Consider the following 21,476-nt stretch of genomic DNA (forward strand, 5'->3'; position numbering starts at 1 on the left):
TTTTTGATTCAATCAAAAAAAGACGGCAAAATGAGATGGAAATCGAGCTTAAACCGACTTTTCAATGAAGGAAAGTGGATATACTGTATGAGAAAAGAGAAAGTCGAGCGTAGCTTCGCAGATTCAAAAGAACTGTATGGACTGCGCTATTGCCGCTTGCGTGGAAAAGAGTAAGTGAAGGAACAGGCGTTGATGACGACTGCCTGCCAGAACATGAAAAAGATTGTCCTTTATCTAGCCAGGGTGAGCTAGGTGAAGGAGAGTCTTTTTCTAGAAATTCCAAGGGGCTTTCGCTCCTGGCGGCAAGAAAAAAGCTTGCGAAGAAACAGGGGTTTCTCCACAAGCTGAGAGGATGCCTTTTTTAAGGCATCCTCTTTTTAAGTGAAATTAAATTTTGACTTCTACTTCACTATCTTTACGCAGTTTTTCAAGTAATTGCTTCACTTGTTCCTGCTGCTTTGAATTTTGCAGCTGCTGTTTGATGCGAGGTTTGGCTTCTTCGTATGCAGGTATTTCCGGTTTCTGTTCACTGTTCTTTCCTTGCTTTTCCATTTGAGCGACCATGGTATCGTATTGTTTTTTCATTTCTTTTTCTGTAACTTCAGGTGTTTCTGTGTTCTCTTCAATATATTTTTGTACTACCAGGCTTTCCTTAATGCGTGGTCGCAGCTCTTCTTTTGATGACATATTGTTCGCTTCTAGAAACTTTTTCATTTCATCTTCTGACTTAATCTTGTCGGTAATCTTTTTGTATTCTTCATCTACTTTCTTTTCGTCGACCTTAATGCCTGATTTTTCGGCGTATTGGACTAAAAGCTCTGAATTTACGAGTAAATCAACTACACTTTTCTGGACTTTACCCTTATTTTTATCTATATTCATGCCCATTTGTTCATATTGTTTCTTAATTGTATTGTACCGTTGTGTAAATTCGTCTTTTGAAATCTTTTCTCCATTAACGACTGCAACGACTTCCGGCAGGTCCTCCGTAGCGGTTGCTTGTTCCTTGCCTGCATCAGACTTCTTGTCCTCCTGCTTTGCCTCCTCACCATTACCACTACACGCGGCTAGTGCTAGTACTAGTAATAGTCCGAAGACCATTGACAGCATTTTTTTGTTCATGTGTCATCTCTCCTTTGATTGAACATGATGAAGCATATTCGGAGTGTAGCATACCAGAATTCGGATGTAAATAAACGAATAGAACCTCTAGCTCATATAATGAACTTTTTGTGAATAAGTTTAAATAACAGGAGGGGAGGAAGGAAATGTATTATTACGCTTATCCGCCAAATCTTTGTTGGTCATATCCAGCTCAATATCGCCAACAGCAGCATGGCAAAAGGGCTCATGCAAAAATTACAGGAGGTCCCTTAGCGGAACGGCTGTCAGGAGATGTGTATTTTTATGAGCTGCCTAACGGTGTAGAAGTATTTGTCCAGGTGCAGGGACTTCCCGAATTTAAAAAAGGGACGAAAGATGGCCAGCAGGTGGGTCCCCATGGATTTCATATCCATGAAAAAGGTGTTTGTTCGGTTGGAGATAAAAAGGATCCTTTCCAAAGTGCAGGGGAGCACTGGAATCCAGATCAACAGCCTCATGGAAATCATGCCGGTGATTTTCCAGTGCTGTTCTCAAATAATGGCTTCAGTCAAATGCTGTTTTTCACCAATCGCTTCAAGGTTAAAGATATAATAGGTAAAGCAGTCATCATCCATCAGGGACCGGACGACTATAAGTCCCAGCCTGCAGGAGCTGCCGGAAAGCGATTAGCCTGTGGAGTGATACAAATGATGTAAAAACACGAATAATTTTCCTTAAAATGTGTATAATGGAAGAAGTGGGGTGATGAATGCTTCTATCTTGACTTTTTCTTTATTGCATAGTAATATTAACACATAATTTTAATATAGGTCACTGTATTTTGACCGCTATTTCTTTGAAGTATGAATGACCGGAAATCACCTATTATAAAGAGTGATCATTAATTCATTTGATACTTTTTATAATATGTGATTTTTTTATAATCATATATTAATTTTTATGAAACATTGGAGGACCAAAGAATGAAAAATGGTACAGTAAAATGGTTTAACGCAGAAAAAGGCTTCGGATTCATCGAAGTGCAAGGCGAAGACGACGTATTCGTACATTTCAGTGCAATCCAAGGTGAAGGGTTCAAAACTCTTGAAGAAGGCCAGGCAGTTGAATTTGAAATCACTGAAGGCAACCGCGGACCGCAAGCTGCAAATGTAGTTAAACTATAATTGTAGTAAAACTATAATCGGGAAAAGGGACTGGCTTTTTGGAAGTCAGTCTCTTTTACATAGTTTTACCCATTTTTCAGAGGAGGTACGGGAATGGCATTTGGAAAAAAGAATCAAGAAGAGATCATAAAAGAAGAAACAAAGGTGTGGGAATGCAACTCTGATGATTGTAAGTGCTGGATGCGTGATAATTTTAAAATTGAAGAGACACCGACCTGCCCGATGTGCGGGAGTGAAATGAGTATTTCCACGAAAGTTTTGCAAGTTGTAGATAATAACAGCATTTATTATAAATAAGTTATGATCACGCTTGGATTCCAGGCGTGATTTTTTGTTGTCGGGAAATATATCTTCTTACGAGCAATAATGATATACTTTCCCTGGATGAAATTATGATAGATGGAGGATTCTAAATGATTAACGTGCATAATGTTGGTCTTCGCTTCGGTGATCAGAAGCTGTTTGAAGACGTCAATATAAAATTCACCCCTGGTAACTGTTATGGCTTGATCGGAGCTAATGGAGCCGGGAAGTCGACATTTTTAAAAATATTAAGCGGGGAAATTGAACCCCAGACTGGTGATGTTTCCATGAAGCCAGGACAGCGCATGGCTGTTCTGAAACAGAACCATTTCGAGTATGATGAGCAGGAAGTACTTCAGGTTGTAATGATGGGGCACACGCGCCTTTATGAAGTGATGGAAGAAAAGAACGCCATCTATATGAAGCCTGATTTTTCTGATGAGGATGGAATCAGAGCGGCTGAACTGGAAGGCGAATTTGCGGAAATGAACGGCTGGGAGGCAGATTCGGATGCTGCCAGGCTATTGAAAGGGCTTGGTATTTCAGAAGAACTTCATGGGAAGCAATTGAAAGATTTAAGCGGCTCTGAAAAAGTGAAGGTGCTCCTTGCTCAGGCGCTGTTCGGCAATCCAGACGTGTTGCTTCTTGATGAGCCGACGAACCATCTGGATATTAAAGCGATCCAATGGCTGGAGGATTTTTTGATTAACTTCGAAAATACCGTCATCGTTGTATCACACGACAGACATTTCCTGAACAATGTATGTACTCATATTGCAGATCTAGATTTTGGTAAAATCCAAATTTATGTAGGTAACTATGATTTCTGGTATGAATCCAGTCAGTTGGCTCAAAAAATGGCCGCTGAACAAAATAAGAAAAAAGAAGAAAAAATTAAAGACTTAAAGGAATTCATTGCTCGTTTCAGTGCTAATGCTTCAAAGTCAAAACAGGCAACATCCCGTAAAAAACTTTTGGATAAAATCACCCTTGATGATATCCAGCCTTCTTCACGGCGTTATCCTTATATTGCTTTTAATGCTGATCGTGAAATCGGAAATGACCTGTTAACAGTCGATGGTCTTTCCAAAACGATCGATGGAGAAAAAGTTCTGGATAAAGTCAGCTTCACTTTAAATAAAGATGACAAGGTTGCCTTTGTCGGTGACAATGAAATTGCCAAGACGACACTGTTTCAAATTCTGACAGGAGAATTGGAACCAGATGAAGGGACCTACAAATGGGGGATTACAACCTCCCATAGCTATTTCCCTAAAGATAACTCAGCTTATTTTGAAGGCTGTGATTTGACCCTTGTGGAATGGCTCCGCCAGTATTCACCGGAAGATGAAACAGAAACCTTCCTCAGAGGTTTCTTAGGAAGAATGTTATTTTCCGGTGAGGAAGCACTGAAGAAAGCAAGTGTTCTTTCCGGAGGAGAAAAAGTCAGGTGCATGCTTTCGAAAATGATGCTCAGCGGTTCCAATGTTCTTATTTTAGATGAACCTACTAACCATTTGGATTTGGAATCCATCACGGCTTTAAACAATGGGTTGATTAAATTCAAAGGATCCGTATTGTTCGCTTCCCACGACCATCAGTTTATCGAAACAATTGCCAACAGGATCATCGAGCTGACACCTAAAGGTATCATAGATAAAGAAATGACCTATGATGAGTATTTAGAAGACCCAAAAGTAGAACAACAATTAAAAGCATTGAAATAATAATAACCGCCCTCTTTATAAAGGCAGCAAGCTTGCAGAGAAACCATGTGTTTTTCTGCAAGCTTTTTTTGTGTGTGCGGGTGAATACCACTCGCTTTCCGCAGACGAACGCCCGAGCCTTCTCGTGTAACTCACACTGCGGGGTCTCGGATTGCCCGTTTTTCCGAAGGGAGCCTCGAGGTATTCGCCCGCCCATAACCGAAAAAGACGCTCCTTCACCTAGCCAACCCTGTCTAGGTGAATGGCAATATTTTCTGACAGGCAGCTGGCAGTAATGCCTGTTCTCTCACTTTCTGGTTTTCTCGCAAACGACAACAAGTCAGCCATCAAAAAAACTGCCTTTTTTATCGTCCACTGAAAAACGGAAGATTTAGAAAAGATATGGTTTAAAAAAAGCGGTCGAGCCTCGCTGTTATAAGAGCGTCACGACGGGGATCAGCTTAAGCTTGTCAGGGGTGGGCAAGGCGGTTCCGCTTTTGATTTACTTTTAAGGGATTCTATACCCTCTATACCTTCATGAGATATTATATAGATTTTTGCACTAGAAAAAAGGATGATTTTCTTTGAAATAAAAGAAAATCATCCTTTTTAAATTGGCCGCTGTTAAAGTTTATAATGATAAGCGGTTATATTACGGTTGATTCCACTAGGAGCGAGAGGCGGTGACGCCTGCGGGAACAGCGCGTGCCGAAGATCCACTTGGTCAAGCGAACTTCTTGACCAAGTTAGCTGAGGCCGTGCCCGCGGCAAGCATCCGCCGGCAAGCGATTCGCGAGAATCAACAACAAACTTTAACAACTCCTATCGATTATAAAGGACTTTTTCAGTTGACTCTTTTTTATAATAGCAGTTTTTTTATTTTTTAATTTTTATTGACAATAATTGTTTTTCTCCAGTTTTTTATAAAATCGACAATAATTGGAGCTATATGGTTTTTTTCGACATGATATTATCAATTGAAATTAACAAATAATGTTATTATTGGTACTTTGTAATCTTTTTGATATATGAATGTCAATACTGAAATATAAATGTCAACGGATTGTTCTTAACAAATTTTCCTCATGTGTTAAATTAGGGTCTGTAAGAAAAATTAATCCAATTTTACCAAGGAGGTTTTCCTGTGAAGAAAACAGTAGTATCATTAGCGGCCGTTACCACAATCTCTGGTGGTCTAGCAGCTCAGGCCCATGCACACACAGATGAATATGTGGTGAACAAAGGCGACACGCTTTGGGGAATCTCTCAAAAATATAACGTTACAGTAAATGAATTGAAAGATTGGAATGATCTTAATTCTAATCTGATTTTCCCTAATGATAAATTGGCAGTATCTAAAGATAACTCTACTCCTGCAGTTTCAAGTGCAGATTTCTATACCGTAAAATCCGGGGACACGCTGTGGAGCATTTCCCAGAATTACGGAATTACAGTTAATCAGTTGCAAAAAGCAAATAACCTGTCTTCTACCTTGATTTATCCTGGTGATGAATTAAGCTTGAAAGTTGCAGAAAATGGATCTATGAAAAAAGAAGCAAAAGAAACCACGAAAGAAACGAAAACAGAAACGAATAAAGAGACAACAGCAACTGAGTCTGATGTAGAGCAGACTGCTTCAGATGATACAAGTGAAGCTAGAGAAATTACTGTAACTGCTACTGCTTATACTGCTGACTGCACTGGCTGTTCCGGTGTTACAGCAACAGGTATCGATTTGAATGCTAATCCTGATAAAAAAGTAATCGCAGTTGACCCTGACGTTATCCCGCTAGGTACAGAAGTTTATGTTGAAGGCTACGGTTATGCAGTAGCTGGTGATGTGGGTGGAGCAATCCAAGGAAACAAAATCGACGTATTCATTCCAAATCGTGAAGATGCCCTTGACTGGGGTGTACAAACTGTTGACGTTAAAATACTAGACTAATTGTTTCAGAGACTGCCTTTCAAAGGGCGGTCTCTTTTTTATTTTTCGATAACAAGAGGATGTCTCTCGCTGTTTCTTACAAAAGTTATAACCGTTGAAGCATTACATAAAACTAATACTTTTGACTGAATTTCAAATTGCGGTAATTTTTGGATTAGTCAGTCAATTATCTTGAAATTGAGAAAACTACCAGTGTATAATGAACATGATTGTAAGCGTGTACAATGCTTGCAGAAAATGATCAAGGAGGGGTTTTATGAGTGGTATTTGGCTAGCGTTAGTAGGCGGTATTGTCTTTTTCCTTGGCTATAAATATTATTCGAAATTTATAGCTGAAAAAATATATCGTCTTGATCCAAACTATAAGACACCTGCCCATCAATACAGGGATGGGGTGGACTTTGTTCCTACCAATAAGTTCGTCCTATGGGGACATCACTTCACCTCTGTCGCAGGCGCTGCCCCCATCGTGGGACCAGCTATAGCTGTTTATTGGGGATGGCTCCCGGCATTGGTATGGGTCTTATTAGGAACAGTATTTGCTGCAGGTGTCCATGATTTCGGTACACTGGTGTTATCTGTCAGGAATAAAGGACAATCAGTAGGTACGTTAGCAAGTAAATTGATCGGTCAAAGAGCCAAAATATTGTTTTTATTCATTATCTTGTTATTAGTTCTGATGGTCAATGCAGTATTTGCCTGGGTTATTGCCAACCTGTTTATTTCTTTCCCGGCAAGCGTGCTGTCTGTATTCATTCAAATTCCGTTGGCCGTCTGGATTGGGTACAACGTATATAAGAAAAAAGGAAATATGCTGCTACCATCCATTATTGCTCTTGCAGTAATGTACCTTGCAGCAATCATAGCCACCTACGTCCCAGCTTTGCAAATTGACCTGGTCAGTTACTTCGGAGGCGAAGGTGCTACAACATTATTTGGCCTGAATGCCACTTCTATGGCATTTCTCGTTTGGATTATCGTCTTAATGGTATATGTGTATATTGCATCAACACTGCCTGTTTGGAAACTGCTTCAGCCGCGGGATTATATTAATTCCCATCAGCTTGTAGTCGGTTTGGGACTGCTGTACCTCGGATTATTATTCACAAACCCTGAAGTGACAGCACCTGTTACTAATCCAAGTGCAAATGATGTTTCCTGGTTCCCGCTTTTATTTATCACCGTTGCCTGTGGGGCAATTTCCGGCTTTCATGGCTTGGTTTCTTCAGGAACTTCATCTAAGCAGCTGGACAAGGAGACAGATGCCCGCTTTGTTGGATATCTGGGTTCCATTGGGGAAGGTGCGCTCGCACTTATTGCCATTATAGCTGTTGTCACATTCTTCCCGACAGCAGGGGAGTTTACTGCCACCTACAGCAGCTTTACTGCATCAAGTGGTTCCGGACTTAATGTCTTTATCCAGGGTGCATCTCAACTGGCAGCAGGACTTGGAATTCCGGCGACCGTTGCAGCTACCATTGTTTCAGTTATTGTTGTAAGCTTTGCAGCAACGACGCTCGATTCTTCTGTCCGTCTGATGCGCTATATCATTTCTGAGCTTGGTGCGGAATATAAGGTAACACCACTTACCAAAATGCACGTTGCTACAACTGTTGCCGTTGTTTCCAGTGCCGCTTTAACATTAATTCCTCAAGGACCAAAAGGCTTCGGCTCAGGTGGTTATCTGTTATGGCCGTTATTCGGTACTTCCAACCAGCTTCTTGCGGGTATCAGCCTGTTGTTGATATCTATATGGCTGAAAAGACTTGGAAGGAATTACCTTCCGACTATCATTCCAATGATCTTTGTCATGTTTATGACGCTATATGCGATGATCGACCAGGTATTTACGCAATGGGCACCTTGGGTGGAGGGCAGTGACTGGATGCTGTTCACTTTTGGTGCGATTATTCTAATATTTACCTTCTGGATTTTATTGACTGCGTTCTCCGCTATCATGTCGAATAAAGACGGTAAAATTGAAAAAAGTGCTTAAATCCTTTCATTGAAATTCTAAGAAAGAAAAACCGCATGGAAACAGTGCGGTTTTTCTTTTTAAAGGAGGGTTAGACCATGGTGGATATTATCATTATTCGCAGTGAAAATGAAATTGGCTTAGGATGATGCGGAGGCATTAGTGGTGACGGGTTCATCACAATGAATGAAGAATTCAAACACCAGGAATCAGACCGGCAGAAAATGGGGGAAATATATTGCAGGACAATGGAAAAATATGAGGGCCAAGTTGATGTCACCTTTCTTGACCCGAGAAATGTATTCGCATTCGCAGCCTATTTCTTTAAACATGTCAGGAAATCTAATATATCCATCACTGAAGCTCTCAAGTATATCTGCTGTCATATGAAACTCAACGCTATTTTCGTTGATGGAGAATATATTAAAAATTTCAATGATTATGATAAACTGATTAATAAAAAGATAAACAGCAGGGAGTGAGCTTATATGAATGAAAAGAAATTTTCCCTGAAGCGTTTGATTGAATGGTATGATGAAGTGCTAAGCCTTCCTCACAAAACAGAAGTAGCAAGGGAACTTAGAGATGAAGACGATTTATTTCTACTGCTTGTTTACTCTGATATGTTAGGGATACCAAACCCGGCTTTCTATTATACCTTGGAACTCTATCCATTTATCATTGAGAAATTTCACGATTGGCATCTGCGCATGGGCATGGAAAAATCGCCTCTTGACGGAATCAGGTGCTGTTAGTCGAATAAGAAAGGATTACATTTATGCAAGGTTTAAACAACAAAAAAATCATATTCGTAGGGGGCAAGGGAGGAGTTGGCAAGTCTACTTCGTCTGCTGCACTTGCGATGGCTTTTGCCAACGCCGGGTATAAGACACTGATTGTATCGACCGACCCTGCCCACAACCTTGGTGATATATTCCATAAACAAGTAAAGCATGAAAAAACTAAACTTGCCAACGACCTTTATGGTATCGAAGTGGACCCCCATAAAGAATCGAAACGTTATATCCAAGGTGTAAAGGAAAATCTTCAGGGACTAGTCCATTCACGGATGGTGGAAGAGGTACACAGACAGATTGATATGGCAAGCGCATCCCCAGGTGCAGACGAAGCAGCTCTCTTTGACCGCCTTATTTCAATCATATTGGAAGAAGCTGCCTCCTTTGACAAGATTATTTTTGATACAGCTCCAACCGGACATACAATCAGGCTGTTAACCTTACCAGAATTGATGAGTGTTTGGATCGATGGCATGCTGGAAAAAAGAAAAAAAATCAATGATAATTATACTCAGCTGCTTAATGACGGGGAGCCGGTTGATGATCCAATATATGAGATTCTGCAAAAAAGGAAGGAAAAGTTTACAGCAGTAAGAGAAATAATCCTCGATGGGGAAAAGACAGGGTTCATATTTGTTCTGATTCCTGAACGGCTGCCAATTCTTGAAACAAAGCAGGCAATAAAACAACTGGACAGCCACGATCTTCATATCGAAACATTGATCGTCAATAAAGTGCTTCCTGCTCACGCAGATGGGGAATTCCTCGCAAAAAGACGTAAACAGGAACTAGATTATCTTACTCAGATAGAGGATATATTTTCACAAAAGCAGCTTGTGCGGGTGCCTTTATTTGAAGAGGATGTTTCCGACTTGGACAAATTGCAGCGATTCGCAGATCATTTACAGTATTTAATGAAGGAGGAGTCACCATGAAAGCTATCGTGCATGAAAAAACAGAAGGAATACCCGGACTAAGTTTCCGGGATATCTATGATTTAGAAACGAAACCGGGAACGGTCAAAGTTAAATTAAAAACTTCTGGAATGAACAGGCGGGACGTTGCCGTTACCACAAGGCATAAGGCTGACCAGCCTCCGCTCATCCTGGGTTCTGACGGGGCTGGGGTAATTGCAGATGTAGGAAACGATGTAAACGGGTGGCAAGCTGGCGACGAGGTAATCATTAATCCAGGACTTGGATGGTTGAAAAATAGTGAGGCGCCGCCGGAAGGATTTGAGATTCTTGGACTCCCTGACCATGGAACATTTGCGGAATACATCGTTGTGCCTGCTGAGAATATAGAAACGAAACCGGAACATCTTTCCTGGGAGGAAGCTGGAGTATTGCCACTTGCTGCTTTGACAGCATATCGTGTGTTGTTCACTCGAGCGAAAATCAAGCAGAATGACACGGTCATGCTACCTGGAATAGGGAGCGGTGTCTTAACATTTGCATTGAAATTTGCCAAGGCAGCAGGTGCAAGAGTGATTGTCACGTCAAGGAGCGAACAAAAATTGGAAGCAGCTAAAGCACTTGGCGCGGATGTGGGGATTTTGACACAATCGGACTGGCAGGAAGAATTAAAGAATGAAGCAGTTGATGTGTTAGTTGAAAGCATAGGGAGAGCAACGTTTGATAAATCACTTGGTATTATTCGTAAAGGCGGAACGATTGTCACATTCGGTGCGACGACTGAGGATGAAGTAAAAATTGATATCCGCAAGTTTTTCTACGGCCAGTATAACCTGTTGGGCTCTACAATGGGCAGCAGGGAAGAATTCCGGGATATGCTGGCATTTATCAAAAAAAATGATATTAAGCCAGAGCTCGACCGTATGTTCAAACTGTCCCAGTATAAAGAAGCATTTGATTATCTGAAAGAAACAAAAAACTTCGGAAAAATCGGCTTTCTAAATGAATGAGGCGCCCCCATGGCTAATTGCCATGGGGTTTTAATGATTATAAAAGCATTGATTTTTATAAAAAGATGCGTTTTGAAGTAGCGGCAATTTTAACGTTTTAAGTATATTTACATAAAAGGGAAACATTTGAAGGAGTTTACTCGTTGTTAGCGAATTCAATGTAAAAGAAAACAAGGGAGGAATGACGATGGAAGCGGACAATAGATTCATATCGGAGAAAGATCTTTTTAATCTGTCATCAGTAACGGACCCTCAATGGTCACCTGATGGCAAAGGTGTTATATATGTCAAAACCGATTTGGATGAAGAAGAGGACAAATACATATCCAATCTCTATTATTATGATTCCAATACTAGAGAGAACTGTCAGTGGACATTCGGAAATAATCGAAACACTTTACCAAAATGGTCTCCGGATGGAAAAAAACTTGGATTTCTATCAGACAGGAATGAACAAAGCCAATTATTTATTATGTCATCTGTCGGCGGAGAAGCAAAGCAGATGACAGCCTGTCCAAATGGCATCACCACATTTGAATGGTCTCCAGACGGGAAATCGATTGCCTTACAGGCTGGTTTAAAGAAGAATGAGTCCTTTCACAAAACAGTTGAATTAGATAAGGAAGAAAAGAACCCAGCAGCAATAGTAGTCACTGATATGAAATATAAAGCAGATGGTTCAGGTTTGTTAAGGGGGGTGGAACAACAGATAGGAATCCTTGATTTATCTACGGAAATGATACATCCGATCACGAATGAGAAACACAGCTTTCAACTACACTGCTGGTCACCTGATGGCAGATCAATTGCCATGTCGGGAGATCAAGCTGAAAACAAAGACTTTTCATTTAATACAGAGCTTTATTTATATCATTTGACAGCGAATGAGTGGGAAACCATTCCAACAGAAAAGGGATATGTATCTTATGCCTGCTGGTCCCCTGGTGGAAGCAAGCTGGGAATTGTCTTCGAAGGCGTGTCCTATAAAAATGCAACCCATGCCGATATTCTTTTGTATAGTACAGAAACGAAAAGTATGGAAAACATAACAGCTGACTTGGATCTTCCAGTTGGTGATTTTACCATCGCAGACATACAGCAGGGGAGCAGAATGCCAGGGATAAAATGGCAGAATGACGATTTGCTTTATTTTGCAGTAAGTGTTGAAGGGAACGTAGTGATTTATAGTGGTACTTCCGATGGAAACACTAAATTATTTTGGTCCGAAAAGCAACACATTTATGGATTTGATTTCAATCGTACTTCTGGTCAATTTATTTTTGCGATAACAACGTCTGTTAAACCAGGAGAGCTCTATTTATGGAAAGAAAATTCGAATGAAAAGATACAAGTGACACATCATCACGACCATTGGTTCAACGAAATGACCTTATCCACCCCGGAAGAATTCACTTTCCTGAGTACGGACAGTTGGGAGGTACATGGCTGGATCTTAAAGCCAGTAAATTTCGATGAAAATAGTAGATATCCGTTTATCTATCAAGTCCACGGAGGACCGCACGCTATGTATGGAAATACGTTTTTCCATGAAATGCAGCTGCTTGCTGCAAAAGGGTATGTCGTAGGCTATATTAATCCGCGAGGTTCACACGGCTATAACCAGGAATTTGTCGATGCAGTACGTGGTGATTATGGCGGGAACGATTATATGGATATCATGAATGGATTGGAATACATACTGGATTCCTATGATTTTATTGACAGGGAGCGCCTTGGTCTGTCCGGTGGAAGTTATGGAGGGTTTATGGCCAACTGGATTGTCAGTCATACAAACAAATTCAATGCAGCAGTGACACAGAGGTGCATCTCTAATTGGATCAGCTTCTATGGGGTAAGCGACATTGGTTATTATTTCTGTGAATGGCAATTACAAGCCGATTTAAGGGATTTTGACAAGCTATGGAAACAATCACCCCTTGCATATGCTGACAGGATAACTACACCACTTCTTATTATGCACAGCGAAGACGATTTACGTTGTCCGATTGAGCAGGCAGAGCAGCTATTCATTGCATTAAAACGTCAGGAGAAAGAAACGGAATTCATACGTATACCTGATGCGGATCATAATTTATCAAGAACCGGAAAACCCTCGTTGCGAATGGAAAGACTGTATCATATTTTGAGATGGTTCGAACAGAAGTTATAAAGAAAAGCTGGGTTTTCACCCAGCTTTTAATACGCCTCGAATTGCTCACTAGATCACATACCAACAACCTAATCTCATTGCAATCACAATCACTATATAATTCTACTTCAAACTTAGTAGCAACTCCGAACTTTAAATAAAAAAATCTCCAGCAATAAGCTTATCAATATCTAAATGAATTGCAAGCTTTTATACTGGAGATATGTAAATATTTCTAATTTATTTATTAGTTAACATTGGAGGAGGTAGAAGGATGTCCCATAAAAATAACCCGAAAAAATTTGCGTTGAATATGACTGCAGCACAGTTTACCAAATTTTATATTATGCATCTTTTACAAGTTAACCCGCCGATGATCAGTGAACATTTTAAGAAGGAATTTCAAAAGCTTACAAAAAACTGGATTCCTGCTCCATCTACTTTACTCGATACCCTGCATGACATGACAGAAGAAGGACTCCTCAGGCGGAAAGAAGATTATAAATCTCATGATAAAAAAAGACAGAAGGTATATTGGTATTCTCTTACAGATACAGGGAAAGAAGAATTTGATATTTTGAAGAAAAGGTACCACCTATTATTTGAAGAACAAATAGAAATTCTAAATAAAATCATGAAAGAGATTTATAAGTGATCAGTTATACCATGTTTAACTCTCATGTCGATTATATTTAAAAATCATGGCGTGAGATTTCCATCAATTGGGTATGTAATAATAAATTACCCAAGGAGGATGGACATGAATGGCATTCCAAATTCCCCCCAGCCTTTATGGAGGGATACAACAATAGACAGCTTTCCGCAATTAGACAGGGACATGGAGACCGATGTTACTGTCATCGGTTCTGGTATTACAGGAATAACAACTGCCTATTTTCTCGTTAAGAAAGGTTTTAAGGTTGTGCTTTTGGAGGCTGGTAAAGTTATCAATGGTACTACCGGATATACTACAGCGAAGTTAAGTGCGCAGCACGGACTTATCTATGATCATCTGATTAGAACATTCGGAAAGGAAACAGCAAAGAAGTACTATCTCGCTAACCAGGAAGGTTTGCACTATATTGACGATATCCGTACAGATCTTAAGATTGACTGTGATTTTTCCTATCAGCCTTCCATTGTCTACTCAGCAGCCCCATCTGGTAACAGAAAAATTGAAAAAGAAGCAGAAGCATATAAGGATCTTGGGATAGATGGAGGGCTGGCTGATAACAGTGTTTTACCATTCCCAATACAATCTGCTGTCAAAATGAATCAACAGGCACAGTTTCACCCATTAAAATACCTGAAGTCCTTACTTATTTACTTGAAGCAAAAGGATACGCATATTTTTGAGAACACCAGGGCCGTTGATATTAAAAAAGGAACTTTACCTGAAGTTAAAACAAGAAAAGGCCATTCTGTTTTATCCGACCATGTCGTGATTGCGTCCCATTTTCCTTTTAAAGATTTAAATGGAATGTACTTTGCACGTCTGCATGTAGAACGATCCTACACAATAGCAGTAAAGACAAACGGGCCACCCCCAAAAGGTATGTATTTAAGTACAGAAGAACCAAAGAAGTCACTTCGGCATGCTCTAGGAAGTAATGGAGAAGAGTTACTTCTGATTGGTGGGGAAGGACATACCAGTGGTCAAAGTGAAAATACGTATAACCATTATGAAAAGCTTAAGGAATTCGCTGAAAAAAATTTTTCTGTAAAGGATATTCCTTATAGATGGTCCTCACAGGATATCAGCACTTTGGATCGGATTCCTTATATCGGTCCAATTACTAGAAATAACCCGAATATCTATGTCGCTACAGGTTTTGCTAAGTGGGGAATGAGTAATGGGACAGTGGCAGGAAAAGTGATAAGTGATTTGATAACAGGAAATGGGAGTCCTTATGAAAAACTTTTTTCTCCATCCCGTTTTAATGCCTCCCAGGATGTTAAGAATTTCACAAAAGAAAATATGGATGTTGCCAAAGAGCTCTTCAAAGGTAAATTGCATCGTAAGGAAACAGATATGGAAAATTTACAGCCGAATGAAGGCGGAATCGTCAACTACCGTGGAAAAAAGCTAGGGGCATACAAGGCTTCAAACGGGGGTGTAAGCCTGGTGGACACTACTTGTACCCATATGGGCTGTGACCTTCAATGGAACACAGCTGAATGTTCATGGGATTGCCCATGTCATGGTTCGAGATTTACACCAAGTGGGGAAGTCATTGAAGGACCTGCTACAAAACCACTGAAAAACTACCATAACTAGAAAGAAGGAGGGTTACAAATGGGAGAACAAAAAACTGCAATCGTAACAGGTGGGGGGTCAGGTATCGGTAAAGCTGCTGCTTTAAAGCTTGCTGAACAAGGATACCGGGTTGCACTATTTGAATTAAAGGAAGAAAGAGCAAGGGAAGTAGGAGAATTCATTGACAGTAGTGGCGGTACTTACATGATAGAAAATGTTGATGTGTCGAATGAGGAAAAGGTTGCCTCTGGAATCAGACACGTTTTTGAAAAATGGGGGCGCATCGATGTATTATTTGACAATGCAGGTATTAATGGTACCATCGCTCCTATTGAAGAAATGGAAGCTTCCGATTGGGACCATACTATCCAAACCAATTTGAAAAGTACTTTCTTGTTAGTCAAGCATGCCATTCCCTATATGAAAGAAGTTGGAGGAAGTATCATTATTACTAGTTCCATTAATGGGAGTCGTACCTTTTCTAATATTGGTTTTTCTGCGTACAGCAGCTCTAAGGCAGGACAAATAACCTTTATGAAAATGGCAGCTTTAGAGCTTGCCAGATATAAGATTAGGGTAAATGCCATTTGTCCCGGAGCAGTTGACACTAATATCGGGCAAAACACCGAGGAAAAAGGGAATCTTGATAAAGTACGTATACCGGTTGAATTTCCAAATGGGGACAAACCACTTGAAAACGCTCCCGGAAATCCTGAGCAAATAGCAGACTTGGTGTATTTCCTTGCCTCAGAGCATTCCAGTCATATTACAGGAACAGAAATTTATATTGATGGAGCTGAATCTCTTCTTTAAAAAAGGAATTGGCCAGCCTTTATCGAATTATTCATGTAGATTGATTTAAGGAGGTCCCCAATGGAAGACTATGCCAAATTCCACGAATCCTTCCTTACCATGTGGCGAAATTCTTCTTTGCAAGGGTTTAAGGAAACGATTTCGGAAGATTACCAGGCCAGGGAAGTTAGAAATGGGCAGATCGTTGATTTTGGTTACAAAGAATCTTTGGAAGGCTGGGAGCAAGGGTTTAAGTTTGTCAGAGAGAATGAAGCTCATTGGGAAATTGAAGAAGTGGCACTGATTCCAATACAGGAAGATGAATTTATGTCTATTTTGACAGCGACTTTGCGAATAAAAGGAAATATCATGAAAACGGGTAATCTTTTTTTTGAAACCTTTAAACTCGATCATAAGCGAAACTGGAAGTTGGTGAGAAGTTACATCGAAGCCGGTATCGCATTAGATAAAACCAGGAATCTCCAATTTACTTAACCTATCTGAAAAAAGGGAGTCATCCACTTAATTAAGGGGATGGCTCCCTTAGAACTTTGCTGATTTAATTAGGGATGCTATTTTGCACTATTATCAGGGTAAGCTATAATAGGTATCAAGTTTTTAAATGGAAAGTAGGTAAGAACATGAATGAATTGCAGATCGGTACGATACAAAAATTAACAGTTCTGAAAAAGAAAACAGAAGGCTTTGTCCTGACAAAAGGTAAGGAAGTGGTCATGCTTCCAAACGAAGATGCGGATGAAAGGATAGAGCTTGATGACTCCATAGAAGTATTTCTTTATTTTGATAAGAAAGGAGAAAAGATAGCAACCATGCAGCTCCCGGATATAACGTTGGAATCATTCGGTTGGGCAGTAGTCGTTGAAGTAGTAAAAAACCTCGGGGTTTTTGTTGATATCGGAATCGATAAAGAAATACTTGTTTCTAAAGATGACCTTCCTGTCATGGAACGGGTTTGGCCAACTGTAGGGGACTATTTGTTTGTTAGCCTGGAATTAGATAAGAAAGGACGGCTGCTGGCGAAGCCGATAACAGAAGGAGAAGTGACGGAAGACATTGAACGGGCTCCTGTATCTCTGTTAAAGAAAAATATAACGGCCAGGGTATACAGGGCTGCCAAGGCAGGGTCATTTGCTCTTACCGAAGAAGGGTATCGTGCTTTTATCCACCCGAATGAACGGAAACGTGAACCACGGCTCGGTGAAACTATTCAGGGCCGAGTCATTGATGTAAAAGATGATGGCACCATAAATGTCTCCCTTCTTCCTCTTAAACAGGAGAGTATGATTGACGATGCTGATTTAATTATGGAATATTTAGAAGAAGCTGGAGGCGAAATTCCTTTTTCCGACAAAAGTGATCCAGATGATATACGTGGTACCTTTCATATCAGCAAGGCTGCTTTTAAACGGGCACTCGGAAAATTAATGAAGGAAAACAAAGTTATCCAACAGGATGGTAAGACAATAATGACAACAAAGAATTGAGCTCCAAAAGATAGAGCACTAGTAGAAAAACTCGCATTCACTCGTCCTTCCGTGAATGTATTAGTTAACCTTATACTAGAACTTTAAAATTAACACAACGTCGTAAGTCATCTCAGCAGAGAAATTTTATACATTTGGAATGTAAAAAAAGCACTTAGGGTAAGTGCTTTTTTATTTTCTTGGATTGAATTCTGCGTGTTTTATAAAGGTATGTTCGTCTTCAATTAGCCCGCAGGAACCACATTGGATTTTGTATTCTGGACCTTTATACCCCATGTGGAAAGGATCTAAATTATCTTCTGTATAGGATTCCATCATCTCACCACTGCCGGGATCCAATTTTACTGCAGATGCTACCTGCTGGATTTTATTAAACCGGGAACGATTAGTTTTACAGCCAGGGCATAAATATGGTTTTGCCATTATAACACCTCCGCCATATATTATTCCCGATTCTTTCCAGATTATAAAAAACCCTTATTTTTTCTAGGTTTCTGATAAACAGAAGGTTTAGAAATGGGTTATTAACAAGGGCTGATTGGAGTTTTATATCCAAACAGACCTTTTCATCTTTTTCTAAGGTTTAACAAAATGATTAATTATAGATTATTAATGACATTATCAGTTACCTCTATTCATTTTTCAATTTCCTCAGTAACCACGAAAGCTAAATCTTCATTTCCAAATACCGACAGTACATCTATCAGTGTCTGATTGGGAATATCCTGAGCTTCCTGTTTAGGAACCGTGGAAGCAATCGCTTCTTCTAAAGCTCGATTATTAACCTGATCGGGATAAGCTTTTTGGTATATGGCAGATGGATCGAGGTTATGATTGATGCACCATTGAGCAAATATCAATATCATTGTTTGCTCTTCATTCTTGTAATTTTGGATGATTTGCTGTTCGAGTTGTTTTTTGTCCATCACTGGCAGCCTCCTAGTAAAGAGTATATGACTCCATTATATAAAAAATAATAGAAGGAATATAGAACGACGGGCGTCATGCCTGTACCATCCTGTCACAGGCCAACCTGCCATAAGCATAGTTTATAAAAGCCGTTTAACTAAAGACAGGAGGAGTTTGTATGTTTCCATACTATTGTTACGGAGGATCTCCGTATCACAGAATTTGTGCAAATCCTTATCGCGCTTATCCTCAGTTCCATTACTATCCAATATACCGGCAACAGACAGTGGCCGGGCAGGCATCATGGACCGAGGGTGGGAGTGTCACTCAATGCGGAATTCCTTGGTCCCAAAATGCCAATATGACTGTGGCTGTCGGGCAAAATTCTCCATATCAATGCGGGCAGACACTAAAAGTACGAAATCCAGCTAATGGGAGGGAAGTAATCGTAACGGTTGTCGATCAAGTTCCAAATTATCCTCGTAACAAACTTAACCTTCATCGTGAAGCCTTTCAAGCACTCGGAGCAAATTTGGATGCTGGAATTATCAATGTTGAAATTACTCCGTCGCCAGAATTAGAGGAGGAAAAGTGGGGGAAATATTTACTGGAAATTACTCAGGCAGCCTATCCAAATTATGGTATAACCAATTATGAGACAGTAAGTAAGACACAAGTATCAGCCAATGAGATGCGGGAAACTTATGAATATGTCCTTCAATCCCAACAGGAAACAATAAATGTTCAAGGCGTGGTAACATACAACCCAACTAACGATCGCATACTTTCTATTGATATCAGGGAAGTATAACTTGATCAGAATTAATCCAGCCCTTAAAATGATTAAGTATTTGCACCGTGGCAATACTTCTAGTACTATAGGAATGAATGCTCGAAATTGAAATGAGGGTTAGGAATGAAGCAATCAATATATGATCTGACATTCGATCAGTTGACTGATTGGCTGATGGAACGAGGACATAAGAAATTCCGTGCTTCCCAGGTATGGGATTGGCTATATAATAAACGCGTCAAAGAATTTTCTGAAATGCACAATGTCAATAAAGAATGTATCCAGCTATTGGAGGAGAACTTTGTCATCCAGACACTGAAGCAAGAAGTCAAACAGGAGTCAGCTGATGGTACAATTAAATTTCTCTTTAAACTGCAGGATGGAAATGTCATTGAGACAGTATTGATGAGGTTCCATTACGGCTTATCAGTCTGTGTGACTACCCAGGTAGGATGCAATATCGGCTGCTCTTTCTGTGCAAGTGGCTTATTGAAGAAAAGCCGTGATTTGACAAGTGGAGAAATTGTCGAACAGATCATGAATGTCCAGCATGCTTTGGATGATAAAGGACAGGGAGACAGAGTGAGCCATATCGTAGTAATGGGGATAGGTGAGCCATTTGATAATTATGACAATACAATGGACTTCCTGCGCATTGTCAATTCGCAAAAAGGTCTGGCTATTGGTGCAAGAAAAATTACTGTATCTACAAGTGGTTTAGCTGACCAGATCTATCAGTTTGCTGATGAGGATCTACAAGTGAACCTTGCATTGTCCTTGCATGCTCCGAATGATGAACTGCGGACCCGGATTATGAAAATCAACAAAGCATATCCACTTGATAAATTGATGCCGGCGATCGATTATTATTTAGAGAAGACGAATCGCAGAATCACTTTCGAATATATTATGCTCCGGGATGTGAATGATCATAAAGAGGAAGCCGAACAGCTGGCAAAACTTCTAAAGAATAAACGACATTTATCTTATGTAAACTTAATACCTTACAATCCGGTAGATGACCATTCGTATCAACGAAGTGAAAAGGAAGCTATTCTTGGTTTCTATGATACCTTGAAGAAAAACGGCATCAATTGTGTCATCCGCCATGAAAATGGTACAGATATTGATGCTGCATGTGGTCAATTGCGAAGTAAACAAGTAAAAAAAGATAAAAAAAGAAAGCAGCAAAAAGAAAAAGCCGCTAACTAAACGAAATTAAAAGCACAACGCATTCTCAGCGTTGTGCTTTTTTTGCTTTCAAACGCTTCGCTTTATAATTCAGGATCTTTTGGTGCATGGGGAGTAATGCTTGATGTTCCAAAAACCCTTTTATTTGTGGCTGGGAATTTATCTCTATAATCCACACCTTACCATGCACATCTATCCCCAGGTCACAGCCCCAGATACAATGCTTGTAAAAATGGTGTGAAAGAGATTCTGCTGCTGATAATGCAATGTTATCAAGTTTGTCCAAGAGCTCCGATTTATTGGGATGAGCATGTAATTGGTCTTCAACTGGAACAATGCTCGCCCCGTGCGCAAAGTTAGTAAGCATATATCCGTCCTGTGCTATACGGGCATACTTTCCTGTAACTTCCCATGACTTTCCTTCGTACAGCCGCTGGGTGATGACACGGTAGTCAACAGGGTTTCCTTTATCTGCAAGCAAGAAGATATATTGCTGGATAAGGAATGGGCTGTGAACATTGTTTTTTTTGGCCAAGTATTTAAATACGGCAGATATTTGATTTAGTTTTTTCACTTTTTTCATTATTTTTAGCTCATAACTACTATCATCAAGCAAACTGATTTTAAATATACCTTTTCCTGCCGACCCTTTCACAGGTTTAACGATAACTGTCTTATATGTTTGGAGCATGGAAGCTAAGTTCTCTTCATTAAATTCTTTCATTACGGGCAATGCAGAAATGAGGTGGGCATTCTTCTTAAGCAGGAGGTTTTTATGAAATTTGTTATTGATTTGCCATTTTCCCATCACCTTTATCTCCATTCGAAATCTTACCTTGATTAATTAGATATGTTTTTCATTTTATTCAATCGAGCAAAAAAATGGGTGAGTCAAATGCCTATACTTTTATCTGAAAACACTACATAAAATGAATAAGTACAGGAGTCTCGAATCGACGAAAT

The 21,476-nt window shown here is 40.0% G+C and carries 23 protein-coding genes and 1 pseudogene; 20 read left to right on the plus strand and 4 right to left on the minus strand.

Translation table 11 applies throughout. From position 1 onward, the window contains the following. Positions 1 to 69: 69 nt before the first annotated feature. Positions 70 to 252: pseudogene (locus tag JOC33_RS20295) on the plus strand (transposase); the annotation flags it as partial. 135 nt (positions 253 to 387) lie between these two features. Here JOC33_RS20295 and JOC33_RS07205 read toward each other — a convergent pair. Next, the gene (locus JOC33_RS07205) at positions 388 to 1,122 is read right to left on the minus strand and encodes a SurA N-terminal domain-containing protein (RefSeq protein ID WP_205091824.1); all 735 of its coding nucleotides are present in this window, start codon (positions 1,120 to 1,122) and stop codon (positions 388 to 390) included. A gap of 146 nt (positions 1,123 to 1,268) precedes the next feature. Here JOC33_RS07205 and JOC33_RS07210 point away from each other — a divergent pair, with 146 nt between their 5' ends. From JOC33_RS07210 to JOC33_RS07290, 17 genes are all read left to right on the plus strand, one after another. Next, entirely contained in the window at positions 1,269 to 1,799 is a 531-nt protein-coding gene (locus JOC33_RS07210; RefSeq protein ID WP_205091825.1) for a superoxide dismutase family protein, read from the plus strand. A gap of 267 nt (positions 1,800 to 2,066) precedes the next feature. Further along, entirely contained in the window at positions 2,067 to 2,267 is a 201-nt protein-coding gene (locus JOC33_RS07215) for a cold-shock protein (RefSeq protein WP_062446130.1), read from the plus strand. A gap of 93 nt (positions 2,268 to 2,360) precedes the next feature. Further along, positions 2,361 to 2,564, plus strand: a complete 204-nt coding sequence (locus JOC33_RS07220; RefSeq protein ID WP_205091826.1) for a cold-shock protein — start codon at positions 2,361 to 2,363, stop codon at positions 2,562 to 2,564. Between the two features lie 116 nt (positions 2,565 to 2,680). After that, entirely contained in the window at positions 2,681 to 4,297 is a 1,617-nt protein-coding gene (locus JOC33_RS07225; protein ID WP_205091827.1) for an ABC-F family ATP-binding cassette domain-containing protein, read from the plus strand. Between the two features lie 662 nt (positions 4,298 to 4,959). After that, positions 4,960 to 5,163: a hypothetical protein gene (locus tag JOC33_RS07230; protein WP_205091828.1), complete on the plus strand. Its 204-nt coding sequence runs from the start codon at positions 4,960 to 4,962 to the stop codon at positions 5,161 to 5,163. Between the two features lie 257 nt (positions 5,164 to 5,420). Continuing rightward, the gene (locus JOC33_RS07235; protein WP_205091829.1) at positions 5,421 to 6,221 is read left to right on the plus strand and encodes a LysM peptidoglycan-binding domain-containing protein; all 801 of its coding nucleotides are present in this window, start codon (positions 5,421 to 5,423) and stop codon (positions 6,219 to 6,221) included. 256 nt (positions 6,222 to 6,477) lie between these two features. Further along, entirely contained in the window at positions 6,478 to 8,217 is a 1,740-nt protein-coding gene (locus JOC33_RS07240; RefSeq protein ID WP_205091830.1) for a carbon starvation CstA family protein, read from the plus strand. A gap of 161 nt (positions 8,218 to 8,378) precedes the next feature. After that, positions 8,379 to 8,678, plus strand: coding sequence for a hypothetical protein (locus JOC33_RS07245; protein WP_205091831.1), 300 nt, complete (start codon positions 8,379 to 8,381; stop codon positions 8,676 to 8,678). 6 nt (positions 8,679 to 8,684) lie between these two features. Then, positions 8,685 to 8,951 (plus strand): cory-CC-star protein, encoded by a 267-nt coding sequence (locus tag JOC33_RS07250; RefSeq protein ID WP_205091832.1) that lies wholly within the window; start codon positions 8,685 to 8,687, stop codon positions 8,949 to 8,951. A 23-nt stretch (positions 8,952 to 8,974) separates the two neighbouring features. Then, positions 8,975 to 9,928: an ArsA family ATPase gene (locus JOC33_RS07255; RefSeq protein WP_205091833.1), complete on the plus strand. Its 954-nt coding sequence runs from the start codon at positions 8,975 to 8,977 to the stop codon at positions 9,926 to 9,928. Next, entirely contained in the window at positions 9,925 to 10,917 is a 993-nt protein-coding gene (locus tag JOC33_RS07260; protein WP_205091834.1) for a zinc-binding dehydrogenase, read from the plus strand. Before JOC33_RS07255 ends, JOC33_RS07260 begins: the two co-directional genes overlap by 4 nt. A gap of 187 nt (positions 10,918 to 11,104) precedes the next feature. After that, a complete protein-coding gene (locus tag JOC33_RS07265; protein WP_239534056.1) occupies positions 11,105 to 13,087 on the plus strand; it encodes a S9 family peptidase in 1,983 nt (660 codons plus the stop codon). A 253-nt stretch (positions 13,088 to 13,340) separates the two neighbouring features. Then, entirely contained in the window at positions 13,341 to 13,721 is a 381-nt protein-coding gene (locus JOC33_RS07270; RefSeq protein ID WP_205091835.1) for a PadR family transcriptional regulator, read from the plus strand. Positions 13,722 to 13,826: 105 nt separating this feature from the next. Beyond that, positions 13,827 to 15,344, plus strand: coding sequence for an FAD-dependent oxidoreductase (locus JOC33_RS07275; RefSeq protein ID WP_239534057.1), 1,518 nt, complete (start codon positions 13,827 to 13,829; stop codon positions 15,342 to 15,344). An 18-nt stretch (positions 15,345 to 15,362) separates the two neighbouring features. After that, positions 15,363 to 16,136, plus strand: a complete 774-nt coding sequence (locus JOC33_RS07280; RefSeq protein ID WP_205091837.1) for an SDR family oxidoreductase — start codon at positions 15,363 to 15,365, stop codon at positions 16,134 to 16,136. Positions 16,137 to 16,196: 60 nt separating this feature from the next. Beyond that, positions 16,197 to 16,610 (plus strand): flavoprotein, encoded by a 414-nt coding sequence (locus JOC33_RS07285; protein WP_205091838.1) that lies wholly within the window; start codon positions 16,197 to 16,199, stop codon positions 16,608 to 16,610. Between the two features lie 146 nt (positions 16,611 to 16,756). Continuing rightward, positions 16,757 to 17,620, plus strand: coding sequence for a CvfB family protein (locus JOC33_RS07290; protein WP_205091839.1), 864 nt, complete (start codon positions 16,757 to 16,759; stop codon positions 17,618 to 17,620). A 171-nt stretch (positions 17,621 to 17,791) separates the two neighbouring features. Here the strand turns inward: JOC33_RS07290 and JOC33_RS07295 are convergent, their stop codons facing one another. Then, a complete protein-coding gene (locus JOC33_RS07295; RefSeq protein ID WP_205091840.1) occupies positions 17,792 to 18,043 on the minus strand; it encodes a DNA alkylation repair protein in 252 nt (83 codons plus the stop codon). Positions 18,044 to 18,255: 212 nt separating this feature from the next. Next, a complete protein-coding gene (locus JOC33_RS07300) occupies positions 18,256 to 18,546 on the minus strand; it encodes a hypothetical protein (protein WP_205091841.1) in 291 nt (96 codons plus the stop codon). Between the two features lie 161 nt (positions 18,547 to 18,707). Between JOC33_RS07300 and JOC33_RS07305 the strand changes: the two genes are divergently transcribed. Together JOC33_RS07305 and rlmN are read left to right on the plus strand one after the other, a co-directional pair. Beyond that, a complete protein-coding gene (locus tag JOC33_RS07305) occupies positions 18,708 to 19,340 on the plus strand; it encodes a DUF3889 domain-containing protein (protein ID WP_205091842.1) in 633 nt (210 codons plus the stop codon). A gap of 105 nt (positions 19,341 to 19,445) precedes the next feature. Next, positions 19,446 to 20,534, plus strand: coding sequence for a dual-specificity RNA methyltransferase RlmN (rlmN, locus tag JOC33_RS07310; protein WP_205091843.1), 1,089 nt, complete (start codon positions 19,446 to 19,448; stop codon positions 20,532 to 20,534). A gap of 25 nt (positions 20,535 to 20,559) precedes the next feature. Here the strand turns inward: rlmN and JOC33_RS07315 are convergent, their stop codons facing one another. Further along, complete coding sequence (locus JOC33_RS07315; RefSeq protein ID WP_205091844.1) at positions 20,560 to 21,321, minus strand: YheC/YheD family protein; 762 nt, start codon at positions 21,319 to 21,321, stop codon at positions 20,560 to 20,562. Positions 21,322 to 21,476 lie beyond the last annotated feature (155 nt).

Origin of the sequence: Thalassobacillus pellis (assembly GCF_016908295.1) — a bacterium.
Classification (GTDB): Bacteria; Bacillota; Bacilli; order Bacillales; family Halobacillaceae; genus Thalassobacillus; species Thalassobacillus pellis.

Excerpts from the sequence above, each read along its gene's own strand:
- JOC33_RS07205 (WP_205091824.1), bottom strand. The coding sequence starts at position 1,122 with ATGAACAAAAAAATGCTGTCAATGGTCTTCGGACTATTACTAGTACTA.
- JOC33_RS07210 (WP_205091825.1), top strand. The coding sequence starts at position 1,269 with ATGTATTATTACGCTTATCCGCCAAATCTTTGTTGGTCATATCCAGCT.
- JOC33_RS07215 (WP_062446130.1), top strand. The coding sequence starts at position 2,067 with ATGAAAAATGGTACAGTAAAATGGTTTAACGCAGAAAAAGGCTTCGGA.
- JOC33_RS07220 (WP_205091826.1), top strand. The coding sequence starts at position 2,361 with ATGGCATTTGGAAAAAAGAATCAAGAAGAGATCATAAAAGAAGAAACA.
- JOC33_RS07225 (WP_205091827.1), top strand. The coding sequence starts at position 2,681 with ATGATTAACGTGCATAATGTTGGTCTTCGCTTCGGTGATCAGAAGCTG.
- JOC33_RS07240 (WP_205091830.1), top strand. The coding sequence starts at position 6,478 with ATGAGTGGTATTTGGCTAGCGTTAGTAGGCGGTATTGTCTTTTTCCTT.
- JOC33_RS07245 (WP_205091831.1), top strand. The coding sequence starts at position 8,379 with ATGAATGAAGAATTCAAACACCAGGAATCAGACCGGCAGAAAATGGGG.
- JOC33_RS07250 (WP_205091832.1), top strand. The coding sequence starts at position 8,685 with ATGAATGAAAAGAAATTTTCCCTGAAGCGTTTGATTGAATGGTATGAT.
- JOC33_RS07255 (WP_205091833.1), top strand. The coding sequence starts at position 8,975 with ATGCAAGGTTTAAACAACAAAAAAATCATATTCGTAGGGGGCAAGGGA.
- JOC33_RS07260 (WP_205091834.1), top strand. The coding sequence starts at position 9,925 with ATGAAAGCTATCGTGCATGAAAAAACAGAAGGAATACCCGGACTAAGT.
- JOC33_RS07265 (WP_239534056.1), top strand. The coding sequence starts at position 11,105 with ATGGAAGCGGACAATAGATTCATATCGGAGAAAGATCTTTTTAATCTG.
- JOC33_RS07270 (WP_205091835.1), top strand. The coding sequence starts at position 13,341 with ATGTCCCATAAAAATAACCCGAAAAAATTTGCGTTGAATATGACTGCA.
- JOC33_RS07275 (WP_239534057.1), top strand. The coding sequence starts at position 13,827 with ATGAATGGCATTCCAAATTCCCCCCAGCCTTTATGGAGGGATACAACA.
- JOC33_RS07280 (WP_205091837.1), top strand. The coding sequence starts at position 15,363 with ATGGGAGAACAAAAAACTGCAATCGTAACAGGTGGGGGGTCAGGTATC.
- JOC33_RS07285 (WP_205091838.1), top strand. The coding sequence starts at position 16,197 with ATGGAAGACTATGCCAAATTCCACGAATCCTTCCTTACCATGTGGCGA.
- JOC33_RS07290 (WP_205091839.1), top strand. The coding sequence starts at position 16,757 with ATGAATGAATTGCAGATCGGTACGATACAAAAATTAACAGTTCTGAAA.
- JOC33_RS07295 (WP_205091840.1), bottom strand. The coding sequence starts at position 18,043 with ATGGCAAAACCATATTTATGCCCTGGCTGTAAAACTAATCGTTCCCGG.
- JOC33_RS07300 (WP_205091841.1), bottom strand. The coding sequence starts at position 18,546 with ATGGACAAAAAACAACTCGAACAGCAAATCATCCAAAATTACAAGAAT.
- JOC33_RS07305 (WP_205091842.1), top strand. The coding sequence starts at position 18,708 with ATGTTTCCATACTATTGTTACGGAGGATCTCCGTATCACAGAATTTGT.
- rlmN (WP_205091843.1), top strand. The coding sequence starts at position 19,446 with ATGAAGCAATCAATATATGATCTGACATTCGATCAGTTGACTGATTGG.
- JOC33_RS07315 (WP_205091844.1), bottom strand. The coding sequence starts at position 21,321 with ATGGGAAAATGGCAAATCAATAACAAATTTCATAAAAACCTCCTGCTT.